Below are 24569 nucleotides of genomic sequence, written 5' to 3' on the forward strand. Positions count from 1 at the left end.
ATCAAAAAAAGATATTTTAAACCCGTTGTGCATTTTGAATGAAAATAATTTCTATATGTCAGTTCGAGTGATTTTGAGGAACGAAAAATTGTATCGAGAACCCATTTATGGTTCAAAAATTCTTATTCTCGATACAAATTTCACTCATTTCAATCGTAAAATTCACTCGAATTGACAGAATTCTGCCAAAATGCACAACGGGTATTTTAAATATAATCGCATACAAATGAAGAATTAAAAGCAAAAAGTATCATTTTAATAAAATTTGATAATTATTCTAAAAAATCATAGAACTTTAAGCTATTAATAAAAATTAATTTTTAGTTTTACACCAATGAATTCAAAGAAAAATAAAATACGTACGTTTTCCCCCAGTTTGCGCTTGCGCAACCGCCGCCGCTAATTCTTCTATTTAGCCTTAATAATCGTTACGTTTAATTTTATTTTTTACCATGTTTACATCAAAATTTACTTTACAACTTCAAAAAACCATTATTTCTTTAAATAATAGAAACGTTGTTCGCCGTAACTTTCCACGTCGCCCGTAAGGGTATGCTATAAATTATTGAACTTAGGTGAGTCCGGTTCAGCTTTTCAAAACATCAAAATAATTTCAAAATTAAATCATATAAAATCAAAATAATGAAAGTCATTATTGCTGATAAATCACATAGTATTTACGCCCAAATTATTTGCGACACTATTGCAGACTCCGCAAATGTTAGAGGCACGGGAATCGCCAGACGTACCCCTGATTATATTATGACCAAAATGGAGAACGGTAATGCTGTTATTGCTTTAGACGGCAATACCTTTGCCGGTTTTTGCTATATTGAAAAATGGGGACATGGCAAATACGTTGCCAATTCGGGTTTAATTGTACATCCAAATTACAGAGGTGCAGGTTTAGCAAAGAAAATTAAACACAAAATCTTTGAGCATTCCAGAAATAAATTCCCGGAGGCTAAGGTATTTAGTATTACTACGGGATTGGCAGTAATGAAATTAAATAGCGATTTGGGTTATAAACCTGTGCCGTTTTCTGAGTTAACCGACGACCAATCGTTTTGGGACGGCTGCCAAACTTGTAAAAACTACGATGTTTTAACAAGAACCAACCGGAAACTGTGTTTGTGTACAGGCATGTTGTACGATCCGGAAAAAGCCAAAAATAAGGTAACGAAGCAAGTGAAGGAAAAGACTTTTAAACGGTTAAAAAAGATTAAAGAAACCTTGTTTTTAAAAAAGAATAAAAAATAATTTAGGCTGAAGTTTAGCTTTGGCAGTCGCCGAAAGGCAGAAATAACAAAACATTTTAAAATGAAAAAATTAGTAATAGCATATAGTGGTGGGTTGGATACCTCATATTGTGCCGTAAGTTTATCAAAAGAATACGACGTGCACGCCGTTAGTGTAAATACGGGCGGATTTACCCAAGAAGAAATAAACACCATTGAAAGTAATGCCTATAAGATGGGCGTTACAACCTACAAAAATATTGATGCCATTGCCACGTTTTACCAAAAAGTAGTGAAGTATTTAATTTTCGGTAATGTGTTGAAGAATAATACCTATCCACTATCTGTAAGTGCCGAACGTATTATTCAAGCTATTGAAATTGTGGAGTACGCTAAAAGTATAGGTGCCGAGTATATTGCCCACGGCAGTACAGGCGCAGGAAACGACCAAGTACGTTTCGATATGATTTTTCAAACCTTGGCTCCAAACATAAAAATAATTACCCCCATTAGAGACCAAAAATTATCGCGACAAGAAGAAATTGAATATCTTAAAAGTAACGGTATAGATATGTCTTGGGAAAAAGCGAAGTATTCGGTTAACAAAGGCCTTTGGGGCACCAGTGTAGGTGGCGAAGAAACGTTGACCTCAGAAAAGCCGTTACCCGAAGAAGCCTATCCTTCGCAGTTAAAACACACGGAGGAGGAAAAGGTAACCTTAACCTTTGCGAAAGGCCAATTGGTTGCTATAAATGGTGTGGAAAACGACCCGGAAATTAATATTGAAGTGTTGCATAATTTGGCTTCACCTTACGCTATTGGTAGAGATATTCACGTTGGCGATACCATTGTGGGCATTAAAGGTCGCGTTGGTTTTGAAGCTGCCGCGGCATTAATCACCATTAAAGCACATCATTTGTTAGAAAAGCATACGCTTACCAAATGGCAATTGCAGCATAAAGAATATTTGTCTAGTTTTTATGGGATGCATTTGCATGAAGGGCAGTATTTAGATCCGGTAATGCGAAACATTGAAGCCTTTTTACAAAGCAGTCAGGACAAGGTTTCCGGCGAGGTAACCGTTACGTTAAAACCTTATCATTTTACCTTAGACGGTATTGTGTCAAAGCACGATTTGATGTCTGCTAAATTTGGAAGTTACGGCGAAGAAAACAAAGCGTGGACTGCCGATGATGCTAAAGGATTTATCAAAATCTTGGGCAATCAAAATAAAATATATCAACAAGTAAATTCTTAGATGGAATAGAGACCTGTCAGGTTTCAAAAACCTGACAGGTCTAAAAAAAACAAATAACATGAAAAAAAGTATTCAAATAGGCATAATTGGTGGCGCAGGATACACCGCAGGCGAATTGATTAGGTTGTTGATGCATCACAACAAAGCCGAAATTAATTTTGTTTTTAGCACATCGAATGCTGGAAATAAAATTAGTGATGTTCATCAGGATTTGGTGGGTGATTTAGAGTTGAAATTTACAGACACCATCAATCCAAATGTCGATGTTTTGTTTTTGTGCTTGGGCCACGGAAATTCAGTTAAGTTTTTAGAAAACAACACCTTTTCAGACGATACAAAAATCATCGATTTAGGTAATGATTTCAGATTAGAAAAAGACAAAACCTTTAGCGGGAAAACATTTGTTTACGGTTTACCCGAGCTACAAAAAGAAGCCATTAAAAAAGCAAAATACATAGCCAATCCCGGTTGTTTTGCAACCACCATTCAATTGGCATTATTGCCTTTGGCAAAAAACGGATTGTTAGAAGACGATGTGCACATTAACGCCGTAACTGGTGCTACGGGCGCGGGAACATCATTGTCTAAAACCACGCATTTTACATGGCGCGATAATAATTTTTCGTATTACAAACCATTCACGCATCAGCATTTGGGGGAAATCAATCAATCGGTAAAACAATTGCAAAATGATTTTTCATCGGAGCTTATTTTTATGCCCAATCGCGGGAATTTTTCAAGAGGTATTTTCGCGACACTTTATACCCATTTTGAGGGTAGTTTAGAAGAAGCAAAATCGCTTTACAAGGATTATTATAAAGATGCAAAATTCACTTTTGTGTCGGACAACGATGTGCACTTAAAGCAAGTGGTAAACACTAATAAGTGTTTAATCCATTTGCATAAACACAACAATAAATTGCTTATTACGAGCTGTACCGATAATTTATTAAAAGGAGCATCGGGTCAAGCGATTCAAAATATGAATTTAATGTTTGGTTTTGATGAAACCGAAGGGATACAATTGAAAGCAAATTTCTTTTAATAGAAGCGTTTTTCATTTCCGCGAAGGCGGAAATCTAATCCACATAGAACTAAAATTAAAAAGATTCCCTCCTTTGAGGGAATGACAAAAAGAATTTAAAAATGAAAATAGCCATAATTGGAACCGGGAATTTAGGTAAATCGATTGCAAAGGGATTAATTACAAGTAATGCGATTACCACGCTGTACCTAACAAAACGGAATTTGGATGCTATTCAGGAATTTGATGGTTACCAAAATGTGTATTTAACATCGAATAATGCTGAGGCGGTTAAACAATCGGACATTATAATTTTTGCTGTACAACCGGCACATTTTGAAACTATTTTAAGGGATATTAAACCCTTATTAACCGAAAAACACGTATTGATTTCGACGATTACTGGGTTTTTAATCCCGAAAATGGAAGCCATTGTTGGTTCAGATCAGTTTATTATTCGAGCGATGCCAAATACAGCCATTGCTGTTGGGAAATCGATAACCTGTTTATGTAGTAACGAAAAAGGGGCGGAGCGCATTAAAATAGCTGAGGCCATTTTTAACCGTTTGGGTACCTCTATTGCCATTCCGGAAAAACAAATGCAAGCGGCAACCGTGGTTTGCGCCAGTGGTATCGCTTTTTGGATGCGCTTGATTAGAGCCACCACACAAGCGGCCATTCAGTTAGGTTTTGAAGCAGAAACAGCGCAAGATTTGGCTATGCATACCTGCGAAGGTGCGGCGAGTTTGCTAATTGCTACGGGCAATCACCCGGAGCAGGAAATTGATAAAGTTACCACGCCAAAAGGCTGTACCATTGAAGGATTGAACGAAATGGAACACAAAGGATTGAGCTCGTCTTTAATTCAAGGTATGGTGACCTCGTTTAATAAAATCAACACTATAAAAACAGAACAATTATGAAATGAGCATAAATAGAATTTATTATTTGTTTTAACCGAAAACAATAAAGTTTTTTATGCGAAAGCGTAGCGGTTACATTAAGCAAATAATTTTTATTTATTTCATTTTTAAAATAAAAATTATAAGAAAATGAATTTATTTGATGTTTATCCGTTGTTCGATATCACACCCGTTAAAGCAAAAGATGTTTTTGTTTACGACGAAAACGGCGTTGAATATTTAGACCTTTATGGCGGACATGCCGTAATATCCATTGGGCATTCGCATCCCGAATATGTGTGCTCGTTGAGCAATCAACTCAATAATATTGGGTTTTATAGCAATTCGATTCAAAATCCGTTGCAGGTTGAATTGGCTTCAGCTATTGAAACGCTTTCAGGTTGCAAAGATTACCAATTGTTTTTATGTAATTCTGGCGCTGAAGCTAACGAGAATGCTTTAAAATTAGCCTCGTTTAAAACGGGAAAATCAAAAGTGTTAGCTTTTAAAAACGGATTTCATGGGCGTACTTCGGCAGCCGTTGCAGCAACCGATAATGCCAAAATTATTGCGCCAATTAATGCCCAACAAGAAGTAGAGCTTTTCGAGTTAGGCGATTTAAAAGGGGTTGAAAAGGCTTTGGCAAAAAATGATGTTTGCGCTATAATTATTGAAACCATTCAAGGTATTGGCGGTTTAGATGAAGCGACAACGGAGTTTTTAAAAGGTTTAGAAAGCTTATCGAAAAAACACAATGCTTTGTTAATTGCAGATGAAATTCAATGTGGCTTTGGACGAACCGGTGATTTTTTCGCCTATCAAAAGCATGGCATTACACCCGACATTATTTCGATGGCAAAAGGTATGGGTAACGGATTCCCAATTGGTGGTATTTTAATCCATCCATCTATAAAGGCCTCGTATGGCTTGTTGGGGACAACCTTTGGTGGGAATCATTTAGCTTGCGCTGCATCATTAGCCGTTTTAAAAGTGATGCGATGTGAAAATTTAATGACCAATGCGAAAACAGTTTCAGACTATTTTATTGAAAAAGCCAACACCATTCCGCAAATTAAAGCCGTAAAAGGAAGAGGGTTAATGCTAGGGTTGGAATTCGATTTTTCCATAGCAGCTCTAAGAAAAGATTTGATTTTTAAGCATCATATCTTTACAGGAAGTGCTAAAAGTCCTAACTTGTTAAGAATTCTTCCGCCATTAACGCTTCAAAAAAAGCATGTTGATATGTTTTTTGAAGCTTTAAAAAAAGCATTATAAATGAAAAAATACACCAACATATCAGACATTAAAAACTTCCCAAAAGCCATTCAGGAAGCTATTCAACTGAAAAAAAATCCGTTAGAGTTTTCAGCATTAGGAAAGCATAAAACCTTAGGGTTGTTATTCTTCAATTCCAGTTTGCGTACCCGTTTAAGCACGCAAAAAGCCGCTTTAAATTTAGGCATGAATCCTATCGTGATGAATGTTTCCGGTGATGCTTGGGGCATCGAATTTGAAGACGGCACGGTTATGAACGGTTCAACAGCAGAACACATTAAAGAAGCTGCCGCGGTGGTGTCTCAGTATTGCGATGTTATTGCCGTTAGAGCATTTCCAACATTAACAGATAAAGAAAAAGATGAAACCGAGCAGGTGCTTAAATCGTTTGTAAAATATGCATCAGTTCCTATTGTAAATATGGAAAGTGCTACGGCGCATCCGCTACAAGGTTTTACCGATGCGATTACCATCACCGAGCACAAAAAAAACAACAAACCAAAAGTAGTGCTTAGTTGGGCGCCACATACCAAAGCATTGCCGCACGCCGTTGCAAATAGTTTTGTAAATGCGATGCAAAATATGGACGTCGATTTTGTAATGACACACCCCAAAGGTTACGATTTGAATCCTGAAATAGTTGGAAACACACCGGTAATTTACAATCAAGCAGATGCTTTAAAAGACGCCGATTTTGTTTATGCGAAAAATTGGAGTTCGTATAGCGATTACGGTAAGGTGTTAAAAACAGATTCGGATTGGATGATTACCAAGGAGAAATTAGGTGATGCCAAATTTATGCACTGCTTACCGGTACGACGAAATGTGGTGGTTGAAGATGCGGTTTTAGATAGTGAAAATTCATTGGTAATACAGCAGGCAAACAACCGAACCTTTGCGGCGCAATGGGTTTTGAAAACAATTTTGAGTAATTTATAAATAAACGAGACCTGACAGGTTTTAAAACCTGTCAGGTCTGTGAGCTACAAAAATGCAAACATTAAAAATCATAAAAATAGGCGGTAATATTATTGATGACGAGCAAGCGTTGGATAATTTCTTAGATGGGTTTTCCAAAATCAAAGGGCCAAAAATATTGGTACACGGTGGTGGAAAATTAGCGACAAAACTAGCCAATCAAATGGGTGTTGAGGTTAAAATGACTAATGGCCGTCGCATAACAGATGCCGATACTTTAGACATTATTACTATGGTTTATGCCGGTAAAATCAATAAAAATTTAGTCGCTAAATTACAGGCAAAGCAATGTAATGCTATTGGGTTTTCAGGGGCCGATGGCAACGCTATCATATCGGAAAAACGTCCCGTAAAGGATATTGATTACGGATTTGTTGGCGATGTGTTGAAAGTGAATACAAATACTTTAGAAGTGCTTTTAAACAATCAAGTAACACCAGTTTTTTGTGCCATAACCCACGATGAAAACGGACAACTTTTTAACACCAATGCAGATACCATCGCATCAGAATTAGCCATAGGATTTGCCAAAATTTATCAAACCGAACTGTATTATTGTTTCGAGAAAAATGGCGTATTGCTGAATGTAAACGATGATGATTCGGTTATAGAACACATCAATTCCGAAAATTACCAAACATTAATTAACGATGGCATTATTGCAGACGGTATGTTGCCAAAACTCAATAATTGCTTTCACGCCATAAAACACAAGGTGCATAAAGTGTGCATCGGGAAACCAGAAATGCTTTTCAATTCAAACACAAAACACACCACAATTCAAGCCTAAAAAGTGCCATGGAAAAACTAACAAACGAGGCGATAGACCTTCTTAAAAATCTTATTGAAACGGAATCTTTTTCATCCGAAGAAGACCAAACGGCCGCACTAATTGAAAATTGGTTTAAAGCAAACCAAATTAATTACACGCGCACCAAAAACAATGTTTGGGCCATCAATAAATATTTTGATAAAAGCAAGCCAACGCTATTGCTAAACTCGCATCACGACACGGTAAAACCCAATAATGGTTACACCAAAGATCCGTTTAAAGCCATTGTTGATAATGGTAAACTATACGGTTTGGGTAGTAACGATGCCGGTGGTTGTTTGGTGTCGTTAATCGCAACGTTCACTCATTTTTACGCGCAAGAAAACTTAAAATACAACTTGGTAATTGTCGCTTCCGCGGAAGAAGAAAGCAGCGGACCAAACGGTTTAAATAGCATGTTGTCCATCATTCCTAAAGTAGATGTCGCCATAGTGGGCGAACCCACTTTGATGCATTTGGCTGTTGCCGAAAAAGGCCTCGTGGTTTTTGATGCCGTGGTGAAAGGCACACCCAGTCATGCCGCCCATCCTAACAACGATAATGCCATTTACAATACGATTGAGGTTTTAAAATGGTTTAGGGATTTTACGTTTAAAAAATCCTCGGAAGCTTTGGGCGATGTAAAAATGACGGTTACTCAAATTAACGCAGGAAAGCAACATAACGCGGTTCCTGCAGATGTAAAATTGGTTATCGATGTTCGTGTAAACGATAAATATTCAAATCAAGACATTGCCGATTTATTGGTGGCCAATGCACCCTGCGATAGTATAGTGCCACGGAGTTTAAGGCTGAATTCCTCATCCATTCCGCTAGAGCACGATTTGGTAAAAGCAGGACTTTCTATTGGACGAACAACCTACGGTTCGCCAACATTATCAGATCAAGCGGTACTTAGTTGCCCAAGTTTAAAATTAGGTCCCGGCGATAGCACACGTTCGCATTCGGCCGATGAATTCATATATTTGAATGAAATTGAAGAAGGCATCAAAATTTATATTGAATTGTTGAATAAAGTGATTGTTTAACGGTGCTGTCATTCCTGCGAAGGCAGGAGTCCATTAAAGTAAAAGAAAATTTAAAAAGATTCCCGCCTTTACTGAAACAAGTTCAGCACAAGCGCGGGAATGACAAAAATAGACAAAATGAAACTCTGGGATAAAGGATTTACAATAGACAAACAAATAGAGCAATTTACCGTTGGCAACGATAGGGAAATCGATATTCATATTGCAAAATACGATGTGATGGCTTCGAAAGCGCATGCCAAAATGCTTCAAAAAATCGGCATTATTACCGTTGATGAATTGGTTGAATTATTAGGCGGATTAAAAGTTTTGGAAGATCAGATTGAAAACGGCACTTTTGTTATTGATGCCCAATTTGAAGATGTGCACTCAAAAATAGAATTCGAGCTCACCAAGCAATTGGGAGAGGTGGGCAAAAAAATCCATACCGCACGTTCTAGAAACGATCAGGTTTTAGTGGCGCTTCATTTGTATTTTAAAGACAACTTATTGGACGTAAAAGCCAAAACAAAAACGCTTTTTGAAACCCTTTTGCAATTGGCCGACACGCACAAAGAAAAATTATTACCAGGTTATACGCATTTGCAAGTGGCGATGCCATCATCCTTTGGTTTATGGTTTTCAGCTTACGCCGAATTGTTGATTGACGATGTCTATTTATTAAACGCCGCCATAAAAACGGTAGATCAAAATCCGTTGGGTTCTGCGGCGGGCTACGGTAGTTCTTTCCCGATTGATAGAGATATTACGACCCAAGAAATGGGTTTTGAAACCTTAAAATACAACGTGGTTGCAGCGCAAATGAGCCGGGGTAAAAGCGAGCGCACCATCGCCGCCACTTTGGGCAGTTTAGCCAATACCATGAGCCGTTTTGCCATGGATGTGTGTTTGTATATGAGCCAGAATTTTGGGTTTATCACCTTTCCAGACGAGTTAACAACAGGCAGTAGCATTATGCCGCATAAAAAGAATCCGGATGTGTTCGAACTCATTCGTGGCAAGTGCAATAAAATACAAGCTTTGCAAACCGAAATGATTTTAATTACCAACAATTTACCAAGTGGTTACCACAGGGATTTTCAGTTGTTAAAAGAAAATACTATTGCCGCTTTTGAAGAATTGAAAACCATTTTGGATATTTTCAATTATGCCATTCAACAAATTGTTGTGAAGGATATTGATTTAAACGACGATAAATACAAGTACTTATTTACGGTTGACAATATTAATAATTTAGTGGTTGATGGGATGAGTTTCAGGGAAGCCTATCAGAAAATTGGCGGACAAGTACAAGCGGGAACTTACAAACCAGATATGAGTAAAGAGCACTCGCACATTGGCAGTATTCATAATTTATGTTTAGAGGATATTAGGGCTAAGTTTCCTGAGTAAATAGGTTTCGATTTTGTAAAAATTTTTTAAAAAGTCAGTGCAACAATCAAATACTCAAAACCAATTTAACACATTCAGCACAATAGCGCCATAAAATTACAAAAAGGTATTAATACCCATATTTGTCTTTCCAACGTTGTTTTAAAAACTCACGATGCGCGTTTTCCCTAGTATTATTTCCGGGGTCGTAAAGCTTGGTATTTTTTATCTCGTCCGGCATAAATTCCTGATTGGCAAAGTTAGCTTCGTAGTTGTGCGCATACTTGTAATTATCGCCATAACCGAGTTCTTTCATCAGTTTTGTGGGCGCATTTCTAATTTCTAAAGGCACACTTAAATCGCCAGTCTCTTTCACCAATTGTTGGGCATTACCAATAGCTTTGTAAGCGGCATTGCTTTTTGGCGAACAAGCCAAATACGTAGCGCACTGGCTTAAAATAATGCGGGATTCGGGGAAACCAATAGTCGTTACCGCCTGAAATGTATTGTTGGCAATCACCAAGGCCGTTGGGTTGGCGTTGCCTATATCTTCGCTCGCCGAAATAAGCATACGACGCGCAATAAACTTAACATCTTCACCGCCTTCCACCATACGCGCCAACCAATACACCGCTGCATTGGGGTCGCTTCCGCGAATGGATTTTATAAACGCCGAAATAATATCGTAATGCTGTTCGCCTGTTTTATCGTAGCGCACCGTGTTGTTTTGAATCTTCTTTAAAACGTCCTCATCGGTAATGGTTACAGAATCCGAATCATACGAATTTACAATCAGCTCAAAAATATTAAGCAGTTTCCGTGCATCGCCGCCCGAGAGTTTTAAAAGCGCGTTGGTTTCCTTTAAATCAATCGTTTTTTTAGAAATCAATACGTCTTTTTCAATCGCCCGTTTTAATAGCGTTTCCAAATCATTTTTATCAAAAGCCTTTAAAATATAAATCTGACACCGCGATAAAAGTGCCGAAATCACTTCAAAACTCGGGTTTTCGGTAGTCGCGCCAATTAAGGTAATCCAACCTTTTTCAACTGCTTGCAACAACGAATCTTGTTGCGATTTACTAAATCTGTGAATTTCGTCGATAAACAAAATGGGATTTTTCGTTGTAAACAAACCGCCACTTTGTTTGGCCTTATCGATCACATCACGAATATCCTTAACCCCGGAATTTATAGCACTTAGCGTGTAAAATGGCCGACCAGATTCAGTCGCAATAATGTTGGCCAACGTTGTTTTTCCAGTTCCCGGCGGCCCCCAAAAAATCATCGATGGTATCAATCCCTGCCTAATGTGCTGGGTTAACGCACCGTTTTTGCCCACCAAATGCGTTTGGCTCACATAATCCTCCAAGGTTTTCGGTCGTAAACGTTCGGCTAAAGGCTCATTCATAACTGTAAAATTAAAACAATTCCTTTGCAAAAAGGAATCTCAACACTAATTTATTTTAATTTTAGGGCGTGCCCCCAATACAAATCGGGGTCGGGCTTTTCGTTACTAGTTTTGCTCGATGCGCGCCTCGCCAAAAGCTAACCACTGCAATCCCTCACGCGGGCATATCTGCCATTTTAGCACAAAACCTAAACGTGGATAACTATTTGCTATATTTAAAGCCATGGACACTAAAGAACATTTTAAATTCTCAACAGGCGTTATTGCCTATCCAATTCTTTTTGTGCTCACCATTTGGTTGGTGTTTTGGTTCGAGGTTCGTTTTGGCGTTAACTTTAGTAAATATGGCGTTTACCCACAGACGTTAAAAGGGTTGCGAGGTGTTGTTTTTAGTCCGTTTATTCACGGCGATATTCAGCACATTTACCACAATACCGTTCCGTTGTTTGTATTATCAACAGCCTTATTTTATTTCTATCGGCCAATAGCTTGGAAAGTGTTGTTCTTTGGTATTTTAATTTCTGGATTTCTAACGTGGTGCATTGGCAGGCCGTCGTATCATATTGGTGCTAGCGGACTTATTTATGTGTTGGTTAGTTTTACCTTTTTCAAAGGTGTTTTTGCCAAACATTATAGGCTAATTGCATTGTCGTTAGTAGTTGTATTTCTTTATGGCAGTATGATTTGGTATGCTATACCAAGTGAAGAGGGCATCTCTTGGGAAGGGCATTTATCGGGTTTAATTACGGGCTTGCTGTTTGCTTTTTTCTTTAGAAGTGAAATTGCAAAACCCAAAAAATATGCTTGGGAGCGTGACGATTTTAACGAAGACGACGACCCGTTTTTAAAGCATTTTGATGAAAACGGAAACTTTATTGAAACTTTTGAACCTGAAGAAGAGCAGGAGCAACCTTCAATAAATTATACCTATAAAAAACATTCGGAAAACGACTGAAAACTGAGACCGCCTACTGCATGCGTTGCCGCACAGCTTCATATAAAAAAGCGCCACAAGCCACTGATACGTTTAAGGACTCAATATCACCCAAAATGGGTAGTTTCGCTTTGGCGTCAACCACCTTTAAAGTGGATGGATTTATGCCTCGGCCTTCCGATCCCATAATAATGGCACTTGGTTCTGTGAAAGATACATCGTATAGTATCTCATTGGTTTTTTCGGTTGCAGCAATCACTTTTATACCAGAGGCTTGCAAGTAAAATACGGCATCTTTTATGTGGTCTACTTTACAAATCGGGATTTTAAAAACTGCTCCCGCACTTGTTTTAATGGTGTCTCCGTTTACAGGGGCACCGCCTTTTTTCTGGATAATAATGCCATCAACACCGGTACATTCTGCGGTTCTAATAATGGCGCCAAAATTTCGGACATCGCTAATCTGATCTAACAATAAAAACAATGGGGTTTTACCAGATTCTATAACAGTCATTACAAGGGTCTCTAAATCGTGAAATTCAATAGGCGATATGTGCGCCACAGCACCTTGATGGTTTTTTTTTGTAAGCCGGTTAAGTTTTTCAACAGGCACATAAGATTTATTAATCGAATTTCTGTTTAACAAAGATTCAAGTTCACTAAAAAGTTCCCCTTTTAAGCCTTTTTGAAGAAATACTTTATCTATATTTTCGCCAGCATTTACAGCTTCTATAACGGCTCTAATACCAAAAATTTGAGTTTGATCTTGCATGGGGTAAATGTATAAAAAAGTTATTGGTCTAAGAAGTTTAACCTACAAAGAGTTTTTTTGGTGTTGCTGCTGCATTAAACTAGTTTTATTTGGTGTTTTTTAATCCTAAATTTAGGACTGAAAAGATATGTTAAAACTTGTAATTGGTTTATAATCAGTCTAAATATCATTATATTTACAGTATATCAATCAATCAAAATCAATCACTTTTGAAAACCAAGATATTACTTTTAATATTTACCCTTTCTGTTAGTTTGGCGTTTTCGCAAAAACAATCGGCCAATTGGTATTTTGGTGAATATGCAGGTCTTAATTTTAATACACCAACCCCAACACCACTAACAGACGGGCAATTAATTACCAAAGAAGGATGCGCGACCATATCGGACCCGAACGGAAACCTTTTATTTTATACCGATGGCGTAACCATTTGGGATAGACGCCATCAAATTATGCCCAACGGAGAAGGGCTTTTAGGGCATAGTTCGAGTACCGAATCGGCTTTAATTGTGCCAAAACCAGGAAGCACATCAAAATATTATGTGTTCACTATTGATAAACCAAGTTATTATTTAACAGAGGCCGAACCCATTGATGGTGTTAATTACTCAGAAATCGACTTGTCTTTAAACAGTGGTTTTGGCGATGTGGTACCTGGAAATAAAAACAATCATTTGGTTACTTATGACACCAATGACGCTGTTCAAAACGAGTATAAATCTTCAGAAAAAATTACAGCTGTTTCGCATAGCGATGGTAGTTCAATTTGGGTTATCACGCAATTTATGAACAAGTTTTATGCGTTTTTAATTGATATATATGGGGTAAACGAAACACCAATTGTATCAACCGTACCACAAATGATTCGGCCAATATTTAATGATGATGGTGCCAATATTACTGCAATTGGTTACTTAAAAGTTTCTCCCGATGGAAAGAAAATTGCCATCGCTCATAGTTCTACCAATGCAGGAAGCCCAAGGACTGGTAGAAAAAAATCGGGAAAAGTATTGCTTTATGACTTTAATAATACAACCGGGGCAGTTACCAATCAATTAGAGATTTTGTCTGGTGCTTACCCTTATGGCGTTGAATTCTCCCCAAATTCAGAACTATTGTATATAACCGATAATTTTTTTGATGAAAACGACCTTTTCGATCATAGCCATTTGTATCAATATAATTTAGAAAGTTCAAATATTGTAAATTCAAGAGAAACAATACGGTCTTCACAAAATGTTGCTGGAGCTTTACAATTGGCCATAAACGGAAAAATATATAGAGCTGGCTTTAAAACATTGGGAGTTGGTTTGGATATTTCGGTAATTAATCAACCCAATAATATTGGCACATCTTGTGATTATTCTGAAAACACAGTGAATTTAGGTGGAAAGGCCTCTCAGTTAGGGCTTCCACCCTTTGTCCAATCTATATTTTTGTATACTTTTGATTATGAAGATGTTTGTTTAGGAGATCAAACCCATTTTTTTATTACTTCCGAGGAACCCTATGACAGTGTGCTTTGGGATTTTGGTGACGGACAAACCTCTATACTTGACGAACCGTTGCACACTTATCAACAAGCTGGTGTTTACACGGTAAGTTTAACCATGTATTTAAATGGGGTAGAGCAGGGGCCTTTTTTAAAACAAGTCATTATTTCCCAACCGCCAGATGTATTGCAAACCACGTTCGATTTAGTGCAATGTGACTCTGCAGATAATAATCCCAATGATGGTATTGCACCTTTTAATTTGCAATTGGCCAATGCGCCTTTAAGTTTGTTTACACAGGATGCTATTCAGGTGTATTATTACCATACCATGGCAGATGCCATTAATGACACTGATAATTCTAAAGCCATTAATGAAATCTATACCAATCAATCCAATGGCGAAATAGTATATGCCAAAGTACTTAAAGCCAATACCGATTGTTATAGTATGGCTACAGTGAGACTAAATACTACACAAGCACTAGATATAGGAACGCACCAATTAGGAGCCTGCGACCCCGACGAGGATAATCTTGCAGATTTCGATTTAGAGTCTGAAAGCATTAGAATTGCAACAGCTTTAAACCTGCCAACAAATGTTGATATATCATTCTACGAAGATAAAAATGATGCTGCCATAGGGGTTAATCCATTGCCAAATATATACACATCAACAAATAATACACTATATATTAGAGCAGAAAGTAGTAATGAATGTTACGGCACAGGGGTTTTAAATTTGGAAGTAAAATCTTTTCCTCAATTGGAAGATCAGGTTGTAAATGTGTGTCTTACAGATTTCCCGATTACTATTAACACGGGGCTTCATGCCAGTGAGGTAAGTAATTACAATTACGATTGGAGTACCAATGACAATGTAAATGAAATTACCGTATTACAGGCAGGGGTGTATACGGTAAATGTTATTGACCCGCTATTTAATTGTGAAGATACGATGAGCATTACTGTCAATCAAAATGAAATTCCTGAAATACGAGATTTGATTATTAATGACCGCGATTTAACGATTTTACTCAATAATGCTGCCAATGATTTTGTTTATGCTATTGATGATGAGTTTGGTGTGTATCAAGAAAGTAATTCGTTTTTAAATTTACCTTACGGAAAGCATACACTGTATATTATGGATGCTTTGAATTGCGAGCGTATATCAAAAGATTTTTATATTCTAGGGTTTCCTAAATATTTTACCCCAAATAATGATAGCGATAATGATACTTGGAATGTTGCAGGCTTAGATCCAGCTTTATTTGAAACCCAATTAATAACTATCGAGATTTTTAATCGGTATGGTAAATTGTTAAAAACTTTTAATCCGAATCAGTCTGATGGATGGAATGGTACTTTTAATGGAAATCTTTTGACAGATGATGATTATTGGTATTGTTTAAAGCTTCCCAGTGGAGAAGAGTACAAGGGGCATTTTGCTTTAAAGCGATAAGCCGTTTAATTATTGTAGTAAATTAAATTTTCAAAAAAGTCTTCCCAAGCCCATCCTGCCGCAACGTAAGATTTAGGCGCGGTTAATTTACTTCCTGTCCTGGGACCTTCGGTAGCAACCCCAAAAATATCCCATTTATTTCCTTCATTATCTTTTAGAACCAGCGGAAATTCTGAGTCGTCTAAAGCACTAAATGTAATGTTAGAAGGAATATAAAATGCATTAAAATACACCTTGTTTTTATTACCCACCACAATGGTGTTTTTGTTATTTACTGAAATACGGACTATTTTGGTGTTATTCGAAAAATCTTCATATTTAAACAAGTGTATAGTATCCTCTAAAACATGCTCGTTAATAACCCCAAAAAGGTTATTTAAGTTTAACTGTGTTTCTGCACCGGCACAGGTTTCACAGTTTGTTTCAAAATTAAAAACAAGGGCATTAGGGTAATGGTTTTTTACGGTTTGCCATCTGGTTTCTAAAATATTAAATGTTTTAAGCTTATCCTCTTTATTGTTTAGTCTTAATCCAGATGTTTTCATTTGTGACCAAAACAATGTGGTGTTGGCATCAGATGGAACCAAATTATCTTTATGTAAATAGCCCGAAGCTTTCAAGGTTAAAATATTATCATTTGATAGCTTTCTATCGAAGCAAAGCGCACTTTCGGTAAACGGGCAATATGTAAGGGCAATGTGTGTATCATCAAAACTATCGTTTATTACTTCGTATTTGTTTGTGTAATCATAGGGATAGGCGTACACTTGATTATTTATCTTGTATAATGCTAATTTTGAATTGTCGTTTAGAAAATTTCGGGTTTCAATCTCTGAAACGGTAGTGTAATTTGGGTTGTCCATTAACGGGAAAAAGGACGTGCCATCGCTAATAGTGCTTTCTGGAACACACCAAAGGTTTTCTGAAACTTCCTCTTCTAAGTCATTAATGTTTTTGTTGTTTGTTGAACAACTTATAAAAATTAACCCAACTGATAATAGAATAAAGACGCGTTTCATTTTGAATAGTTTTGAATTCAGTCGTTTTTTCTAATTTGTGCTTACAAAAAAACCGCTTAAGCCTAGCTTAAGCGGTTTGGTAAAATATTAGGTAATGCAACTATTGATTAGTCGACGTCCCAAAACAATTTAGTGGTTTGTGTATCTCCACCAATTGCTGAAGATGCGGCTTCCCAGTTAGCTTCATTTAAGTTTTGCTCATTTACAGGATATGTATATCGCGTTGGAACCGGACTACCAGAAACTACAGGTATATTAAGATCGGGGGTATCAAATTTTCTCCAAACTGTCCAGCCTTCAAAACCTCTATTGTACATAGCTAACCAAAATTGTAAACCAATTTTTTCTTTCCAGGTACCAGGGGCGGTAGAATAAGCAACATCAGGATTTGCCATATAAGTTGCTAAATCTGATGATCCCCAAGCTTCAAAAGAAGCTGCGATTCCATTGTTGTAATGCTCTTCTGCCGTGCCACCAACAGTATAACCTCTTTCGGCGGCTTCGGCTAAATAAAAAGAAACCTCAGAGAAATCTAATAAATTAGCGGCAAAAGTAGGGTCGTGCATGTAGGTGTTATCATCTTTTCCACGGATATGTGTGAAATTTGGGAAACTGTTATTGTCTCCATAAGCACCACCAGTGTATACACCACTACCTAGGTTTTGATCAAAATATTCAGATCTTCTAGGGTCATCAATGTTATTCATGATGTCAACAATAGTATTTGCTGCCACAAAATCTGCGCGTCCAGACTGTACCAAATCTACCCATAGTGGATTTGTGTTTGGCGTAGAGCTCATATAGTGAATAGTGGCATTATCGGCATTTGAAGTAAATACACCCCCGCTAACAGCCGATTCAACCGTTGACTGTGCAAGTGATGGATTAACATCGGTAAGACGAATACCTAAGCGAAGCTTTAACGAGTTAGCAAATTTAACCCAAGAAGCAGAATCACCACCATATAATTGGTCAACGCTTGAATAACCAGAACCCGAAAGGTTTGGTATAGCAGCATTAATTCTATTAATTAAGTCTGTGTAAATCGTTGCTGCGTCATCATAGGCAGGAAGAGTCTCTTCTCCTAAAGCTTCGCTGTAAGGAATATCACCAAACGAATCTACTAAATGTTGCCATGCATAAATCATTAATATTTCTGCTTGTGCATTTCTAGCATCTTTTTCACTTTGACTCAAAGCTTCGTCGTTGTTAACTACTTCCACAGATGTTTTTAAATCCAATAATACATCTCTGTACGTTTCAGACCAATGGTATTGTGGAATATTTCTTGTTACAAAGTCGTAATTAGACTCATCTGTATAAGTGGTTTGAGTCCAATATTGTGCTAGTAGCCTGTAAATATTTCTATTTACATTGGTACTAGTTACTTGATCAATTAAACTCTTAGTTGCAGAATTATATAAAAAATCTGCAGCTACTTGAGTAGGATTTTTTGGGTCTCTATTTAAGTTTTCGTATAGCTCATCTGATTTACAAGATGTCACTACAAGTGATAAACTTAAAACGATTAATAATACTTTTTTCATGTTCTTTTTTTTTTAAAATTGTAATTTTAAACTTGCACCGATTTCTTTGATTGCAGGGTAAGATCCAGAGTGATATCCTTGAATGTTACCAGCACTTAAACCAGCCTCAGGGTCTGCATAAGGAATGTTTTTATCAATAATCCATAAGTTCCTTCCAATTACTGAGAAAGTAGCTGATGTAAATGGAACTTTGTCTAAAATTTTAGATCCAAAGTTATATGATAAACTGGCTTCACGTAGTTTTACGTAACCTGCGTCGTATATATGCTGTTCGTTCGCAGCTCTTGCATACCCCCAGGGGTTCGCAAAGTTGTCTGCACTCGCTCTAACGGTGTTTGGTGTTCCATCAGGAGCTACACCAGGTAAAATAACACCACCAGTATCTGCGCCATAGTTTCCTGGTGTTCCAGTTATTGGGTTTCTTACGGGGTTCCCCAACTCATTGTTTCCAGCGGTAAAGTCGTATAAACCTGTTGCATAGCCATACCAAGTATCGAGTGAGAATAAATCTCCACCTTTTTGAATGTCGATTAAGAAACTTAAGTTAAAGTTTTTGTAGTTAAAGCTATTGTAAATACCTGCTTTCCAATCTGGGTTGATGTCACCAATAATTTCGTTATTGGTTGCAGATATTTGATACTTACCAATTCTAGAACCACTACCAGTTTGGTTAACGATAGGTTGTCCATTTGCATGTCTAACTAAAGCTGTACCTCTAATTGTACCGTAAGGCTCACCTGGTATCGCGTTAATTGAAATACCGCCTTGAGGAGACGCTAGTTGTAAGTTTTCTATACCATCGGCTAACTCAACTACTAAACTTTCATTTTTGTCCCAGTTAAGAGTTACATCCCAACTGAAGTCCTCTGTTTTTAAAGGTGTTGCATTCAACTGTACTTCCCATCCTTTATTTTCAATAGTACCTGCATTCAGGATTACAAAAGAATACCCTGTAGAATTAGGAACCGTTACAGGTGTAATTTGGTCGATGTTTCTTGTGTTGTAATAAGACACATCAAAACCTAAACGATTTTGTAACAACTTCATTTCTAAACCTATTTCCCAGTTTTGTTGCCTTTCAGATTTTAAGTTTAAATTTTGCTTAGTACCCGGGTTACTGGCTAAACCACCATTAAATGGAGTACCAATGCCAAATGTATTAAATACTCTGTACGGTGCTGTGTCGTTACCTACTTCACCATAATTTCCTCGAAGCTTACCGAATGAAATAAAATCTGAATCGATTAACTGAGAAAAAATTAAACTACCCGTGATAGAGAAATAATCATAGGCATTATTTTCTTTAGGTAAGGCTGAAGAACGGTCTCTTCTGTATGTACCTTCAATAAATGCTGTGTCATCATAACCAAAACTTGCACGAGCAAATAAACCGTCCACATTTTTGGTCCACTCCGTTTCTGTAGGAGCATTTATGGCACTCGCACTATTGGCTAAAGAGTAAACGTCACGTAAATTTAAACCGCCATTGGTTAAGGCATAAATATTATCTACTTTATTTATTCTTAAGTTAAAACCAATATTACCGTCTAAATTTAATTTTTCGGTTAAATCGTGGTTGAAATTTAATAGAAAATCGTAGTTGTACTCTGCAACAGCGTTGTTAAACCTTGTATACCTAGATACATTAGAACTTCCAACATTTGTTCTTTCTTCTTGGAACTCTGTATAGTTGTCAAAAGTAAATCTACCCATTGCGCTTAACCAATCATTTAGTTCGTAGCTTAAAGTTACGTTTCCAAAGTATCTGTTACGCGTATCTGTTTCGTAGTTCTCATAGAATGTCCAATACGGGTTATCAGAATAAATAGGAGAAAGGTTTGTTGCTGAATTTGTATTCCAGGTAATATTATTACCAGTTGATAAATAAGCTTGTTTTTGCTCTGCAACATCTACGTTGGTTTGCCACCATTGTCTAAATTGTTGCATAACGTTGTTAGAATCGTAACCTGTTCCATATCTACCTTTACCGTCCGTTTTTGTAAAAGTAAAAGCGGAAGACACATTAAATTTGTCTGATAAGTCGTGAGAACCATTAAAAGCAATCGTATTTCTTTTAATCTCACTATTAGGTAGGTTACCTTCTTGTAACATGTTTGTAATACCAACACGGAACGTGCTAGTATCTGTGCCTCCATCCAGAGAAACAGAATTTACTATAGTACTTGAAGTTTCCCAAACATAGTTAGGGTCATTTTTACCTGCTAACCATGGTGTTGCCTGCTGGTATCCGTCTAATTCTGGAAAAATAGAATTCCACTGATAAACCAGGGTGTTTGGGTCAAATTCTGCACCATAGGATGCATCTTCAGTAAATGGGGTAGTTAAATCGGCAGTGCCATCACCATCTACGTCAAATAGACCAAAGTAACCAGTTGGGTCATCGTAAAATGCACCGTAACCTGCACCGTATTTTTTTTGGTAAACAGGTAGTGTAGATTTGTCAGCAGTTCCTACAGTAATACTAGAACTAACCGTTACTCCCAAACCTTTGTTTTTTGCGCCTCTTTTGGTAGTAATCATTACTACACCATTAGAAGCACGAGAACCATATAGTGCTGTTGCAGCAGCTCCTTTAAGAACATTGATAGATTCAATGTCATCAGGATTAATATCAGATGCAGCATTACCATAATCATAACCACCTCTACCAGTAGTTTGTAATCTGGAGTCTGATGAGCTTTGAGTAGCACCCAACACTTGGTTGTTTACGCCATTGTTTACGGGAATACCATCAATTACAAAAAGCGCTTGGTTATTTCCAGTTACCGAGGCATTACCTCTAATAATTACTTGGGTAGAACCACCCAAAGTACCGGAAGGTTTAATTTGTAAACCAGCGACCTTACCTGATAAAGAGTTTACGAAGTTTTGGCTTTTTACCTTGGATACAGCCTCTCCTTTAACTTCTTGAGTGGCGTAACCTAAGCTTTTCTTCTCTCTTTTAATACCTAACGCTGTAACAACAACTTCGTCTAATACCGCAGCGTCTTCTTCCATAGTAACGTTAAGCGTATTAGAAGCTCCAACTGTTGCTTCTTGCGTTTTTAACCCTACATAGCTAAAAACAAGAATATCTCCTGAATTAGCATTGATAGAATAATTTCCATCAAAATCGGTTTGTGTACCGTTAGTAGTGTTTTTTACAATAATGTTAACCCCAGGGAGCGGCATGCCAGAATTGTCTGTAACCGTACCTGAAATTGTTTTTTCTTGTGCAAAAGAAAGTTGCACAACTAACGCTAGTAATAGCGTTAGAATTCCACTAAACTTTGTTTTCATTTTATGATTTATTTGAATTAGTCAGTGCCAAAAATCATAATAAAAAGTTAATAAAACAATAAATAATGGTTAAAATTTAATTTTAAGTGCTAAAAATTATGAAATTCATAATTTGAGGAGCGTGAAAACTAGCTCATACATTTAAAAATGCTTTAGAACATAAAAGAAAAACTATAAGTATCTGCTATGGCGTATTTAAATTTAAATAAAATACTTTGATTTAAATACCAAACCCAAAACTGTAATAAAAAGTTTGTTATTTTTAAAATATTATATAAGATTGAATATAAGGCTGCGATATTATAAGTAATTGCATTTTGTCTAAGCATCTTCATAAAAAAATGTTATTCCATTGGTTTATAATGTTGTAAGCTATAATTTAAGTGACCCAAGGTTGTACTTGATATTAATTATCATGGGGTATAAGTTTACGAATCATCTTCATGTTGAATGGAGTAGGTGAGAAGATTGTTTTATATTCATTCTATCGTAAAAAGGTTTGAATCTAATCCAAACCACAACTCCTTTAGTTTAAGGGGCTAAAAAAGTTTTGAGCAATCATGGGGTTTTTGGCATTAACGAATGCTGTATTGATCCTAGAGAAATATAAGACGAGAAACACCAATAATTCCGATAGCTGTCTGGTAGTATTCCAATGAGAAACTTTCCTTTTTTATGATTAATGAGATTGGGTTTTTTTATTATATGAAGATGTCGAATAAAATATTTTGCTACATTTGTTATAGTCCGAATGAAAATTAACAAATGAGTTTTAATAAAAATAAAGATCAGAAATTAATTGAACGTCTAAAACATAATGATGAGGACGCCTTAAAACTAATTTATAATTTATATTGGGAGCAACTGTTTATTTATGCCTTTAGCCTCCTTAAAAAACGTGAAATTTCTGAGGACGTAATCCAAGAAATATTTATTAAAATTTGGGAGAAACGAGACACAATCGTTATTAAAACTACCTTAAAAGGCTATTTGTACACTTGCGTTCTTCATAAGGTTTACGATGTTTTTAGAAAAGATAAAAGTGCCTTTTCTGAAGAGGTACTTCAAAATTTTGATGTAAAAATTCAAACATCAAATCCAGAATCAAAACTTATTTATATAGAACTTGAAGCACAAATAAATGCAGTTGTAAATACGTTGCCCGAAAAGTGTAAAAAAGTATTCAAGTTAAGTAGAGAAAACCAATTGAGTCATAAGGAAATTTCTACTCAACTAAACATTTCTACAAAATCAGTAGAGGCCTACATTACCAAGGCCTTAAAAATAATTAGACCTTCTCTGGTTAACATATCCTACGCCATAATTATTTGCTTTTTTTTTGTAAAGGTTTGTTAACTCCAGACTAACTCCAAAAAAATAAAAAATAAAAATAATCCTGTTTTTGTTTAGGGATGTATGTTTTTTTTGCGTCTTTAATATAAAGAGGTTAACTTGTGAGTATTAAAGATAAAAATTATTTACATCTATTAATTAAAAAACTTCAGTCTGGAGATATTTCAGATGATGAGCTTAAGTTTTTGTCAAATTTCTTTTCAAATCAAAGCAACAATAGAAACTGGCCTTTTGATGATGCGCTTAAAAACGAGTTAAAAAATAAAATTTTTAATAACGTTACATCAAAAGTAAATAAAGAGCAAAAAGGCATAAAGCTTACATCGTTTTATAAAAGCAACGTTTTAAAATATGCAGCCACTGCTTTAATATTGGTTTCGATAGCATTTGTGTGGAATTACAATAGTAATGAATCAGAAGTAGCCGATATTAAATCATCGACAAATAAAATTAAAGTAGGTACCGATAAAGCAACTTTAACGCTTGAAGATGGTCAATATATTGACCTTGAAAAAGGACAAAATTACTCAACTATAAATGCAAAAAGCACAGGCGATAAATTAATTTATGATAACAAGGTTACAATAAAGCCTCAATTAGTTTACAACTATTTAACGGTACCAAGAGGAGGGCAGTTTTTTTTACAATTATCAGACGGCACAAAGGTGTGGTTAAACTCAGAGTCTAAACTTAGGTACCCCGTTAATTTTATTGAAGGAGAAGACCGTGAAGTAGAACTAGTTTACGGTGAGGCTTTTTTTGATGTGTCTCCCAGCTCACGCCATAACGGTGCTTTGTTTAGGGTGACAAGCCGGATGCAGGCGGTTGAAGTGTTGGGGACAAAATTCAATATTAAATCATATAAAGATGAAAATATGGTTTACACCACATTGGTTGAAGGTAAGGTAAAGGTTTCAAATCAGTCAGAATATGTTTATTTAAAGCCTAACCAACAATCTCAAGTTAGTTTGTTAAATAAAAACATAATTGTAAAAGATATTGATGTATACAATGCAACCTCGTGGGTAAAAGGTGTTTTTAGTTTTGAAGGCAAACCATTAAAAGATATTATGAAAGTGCTTTCAAGATGGTACGATATGGATGTGGTTTTTGCTAATGAGAAAATCGAAAACATTAAGTTTATTGGTGTTCTTAGCAAAAATCAAAATATTGAAGATGTATTGATAAGCATTAAAGAATCTGGGTTTATAAATGCATTTGCAATTAATAACAAACAATTAATTTTAAAATAAAAAAAGAGGGCAAAAGTAGACATTTAGCGGTATCAAACTTTGCACCTCTTAAGTCTGTAGTAATCAATTAATAGTTAATCAACTAAAACATGTAAATTTATGAAAATTAAACCAACTTTT

The 24569-nt window shown here is 36.4% G+C and carries 18 protein-coding genes; 13 read left to right on the forward strand and 5 right to left on the reverse strand.

All coding sequences use genetic code 11. The features are described from left to right. Nucleotides 1-642 precede the first annotated feature (642 nt). From RNZ46_RS09385 to argH, 9 genes are all read left to right on the forward strand, one after another. The gene (locus RNZ46_RS09385; RefSeq protein ID WP_316981952.1) at nucleotides 643-1260 is read left to right on the forward strand and encodes a GNAT family N-acetyltransferase; all 618 of its coding nucleotides are present in this window, start codon (nucleotides 643-645) and stop codon (nucleotides 1258-1260) included. A gap of 60 nt (nucleotides 1261-1320) precedes the next feature. Next, nucleotides 1321-2496, forward strand: coding sequence for an argininosuccinate synthase (locus RNZ46_RS09390; protein ID WP_316981953.1), 1176 nt, complete (start codon nucleotides 1321-1323; stop codon nucleotides 2494-2496). A 58-nt stretch (nucleotides 2497-2554) separates the two neighbouring features. Then, nucleotides 2555-3541, forward strand: a complete 987-nt coding sequence (argC, locus tag RNZ46_RS09395; protein WP_316981954.1) for an N-acetyl-gamma-glutamyl-phosphate reductase — start codon at nucleotides 2555-2557, stop codon at nucleotides 3539-3541. Between the two features lie 101 nt (nucleotides 3542-3642). Next, on the forward strand, nucleotides 3643-4443 hold the full coding sequence (proC, locus tag RNZ46_RS09400) for a pyrroline-5-carboxylate reductase (protein ID WP_316981955.1): 801 nt from the start codon (nucleotides 3643-3645) through the stop codon (nucleotides 4441-4443). 129 nt (nucleotides 4444-4572) lie between these two features. Then, nucleotides 4573-5697, forward strand: a complete 1125-nt coding sequence (locus RNZ46_RS09405; RefSeq protein ID WP_316981956.1) for an aspartate aminotransferase family protein — start codon at nucleotides 4573-4575, stop codon at nucleotides 5695-5697. Next, the gene (locus RNZ46_RS09410; RefSeq protein ID WP_316981957.1) at nucleotides 5698-6636 is read left to right on the forward strand and encodes an N-acetylornithine carbamoyltransferase; all 939 of its coding nucleotides are present in this window, start codon (nucleotides 5698-5700) and stop codon (nucleotides 6634-6636) included. A gap of 52 nt (nucleotides 6637-6688) precedes the next feature. Further along, nucleotides 6689-7465: an acetylglutamate kinase gene (gene argB / locus RNZ46_RS09415; RefSeq protein WP_316981958.1), complete on the forward strand. Its 777-nt coding sequence runs from the start codon at nucleotides 6689-6691 to the stop codon at nucleotides 7463-7465. An 8-nt stretch (nucleotides 7466-7473) separates the two neighbouring features. Then, nucleotides 7474-8535 carry a M20 family metallo-hydrolase gene (locus RNZ46_RS09420; protein ID WP_316981959.1) on the forward strand — a complete coding sequence of 354 codons (1062 nt, stop codon included), beginning with the start codon at nucleotides 7474-7476 and terminating at the stop codon, nucleotides 8533-8535. A 117-nt stretch (nucleotides 8536-8652) separates the two neighbouring features. Further along, the gene (argH, locus tag RNZ46_RS09425) at nucleotides 8653-9927 is read left to right on the forward strand and encodes an argininosuccinate lyase (protein WP_316981960.1); all 1275 of its coding nucleotides are present in this window, start codon (nucleotides 8653-8655) and stop codon (nucleotides 9925-9927) included. A gap of 109 nt (nucleotides 9928-10036) precedes the next feature. On the opposite strand, the gene RNZ46_RS09430 is transcribed toward argH, so the two are convergent. After that, nucleotides 10037-11314, reverse strand: a complete 1278-nt coding sequence (locus RNZ46_RS09430; protein WP_316981961.1) for a replication-associated recombination protein A — start codon at nucleotides 11312-11314, stop codon at nucleotides 10037-10039. A 223-nt stretch (nucleotides 11315-11537) separates the two neighbouring features. Between RNZ46_RS09430 and RNZ46_RS09435 the strand changes: the two genes are divergently transcribed. Continuing rightward, entirely contained in the window at nucleotides 11538-12269 is a 732-nt protein-coding gene (locus RNZ46_RS09435; protein ID WP_316981962.1) for a rhomboid family intramembrane serine protease, read from the forward strand. 13 nt (nucleotides 12270-12282) lie between these two features. Here the strand turns inward: RNZ46_RS09435 and rlmB are convergent, their stop codons facing one another. Further along, nucleotides 12283-13020, reverse strand: a complete 738-nt coding sequence (gene rlmB / locus RNZ46_RS09440; RefSeq protein WP_316981963.1) for a 23S rRNA (guanosine(2251)-2'-O)-methyltransferase RlmB — start codon at nucleotides 13018-13020, stop codon at nucleotides 12283-12285. Between the two features lie 209 nt (nucleotides 13021-13229). Between rlmB and RNZ46_RS09445 the strand changes: the two genes are divergently transcribed. Continuing rightward, nucleotides 13230-15977, forward strand: a complete 2748-nt coding sequence (locus tag RNZ46_RS09445) for a T9SS type B sorting domain-containing protein (RefSeq protein ID WP_316981964.1) — start codon at nucleotides 13230-13232, stop codon at nucleotides 15975-15977. 5 nt (nucleotides 15978-15982) lie between these two features. Here RNZ46_RS09445 and RNZ46_RS09450 read toward each other — a convergent pair whose 3' ends face one another. The 3 genes from RNZ46_RS09450 to RNZ46_RS09460 form a co-directional block, all read right to left on the reverse strand. Beyond that, nucleotides 15983-16996 (reverse strand): DUF3179 domain-containing (seleno)protein, encoded by a 1014-nt coding sequence (locus tag RNZ46_RS09450; protein WP_316981965.1) that lies wholly within the window; start codon nucleotides 16994-16996, stop codon nucleotides 15983-15985. 107 nt (nucleotides 16997-17103) lie between these two features. Beyond that, entirely contained in the window at nucleotides 17104-18543 is a 1440-nt protein-coding gene (locus RNZ46_RS09455) for a SusD/RagB family nutrient-binding outer membrane lipoprotein (protein ID WP_316981966.1), read from the reverse strand. A gap of 12 nt (nucleotides 18544-18555) precedes the next feature. Continuing rightward, the gene (locus tag RNZ46_RS09460; protein ID WP_316981967.1) at nucleotides 18556-21843 is read right to left on the reverse strand and encodes a SusC/RagA family TonB-linked outer membrane protein; all 3288 of its coding nucleotides are present in this window, start codon (nucleotides 21841-21843) and stop codon (nucleotides 18556-18558) included. Between the two features lie 765 nt (nucleotides 21844-22608). On the opposite strand from RNZ46_RS09460, the gene RNZ46_RS09465 reads away from it, so the two are divergent. Both RNZ46_RS09465 and RNZ46_RS09470 read left to right on the forward strand, forming a co-directional pair. Further along, nucleotides 22609-23199: an RNA polymerase sigma-70 factor gene (locus RNZ46_RS09465; protein WP_316981968.1), complete on the forward strand. Its 591-nt coding sequence runs from the start codon at nucleotides 22609-22611 to the stop codon at nucleotides 23197-23199. A 98-nt stretch (nucleotides 23200-23297) separates the two neighbouring features. Continuing rightward, nucleotides 23298-24449, forward strand: a complete 1152-nt coding sequence (locus RNZ46_RS09470) for a FecR family protein (protein ID WP_316981969.1) — start codon at nucleotides 23298-23300, stop codon at nucleotides 24447-24449. The last annotated feature ends 120 nt before the right edge of the window (nucleotides 24450-24569 follow it).

This window comes from Hwangdonia lutea (assembly GCF_032814565.1).
Taxonomy (GTDB): Bacteria; Bacteroidota; Bacteroidia; order Flavobacteriales; family Flavobacteriaceae; genus Hwangdonia; species Hwangdonia lutea.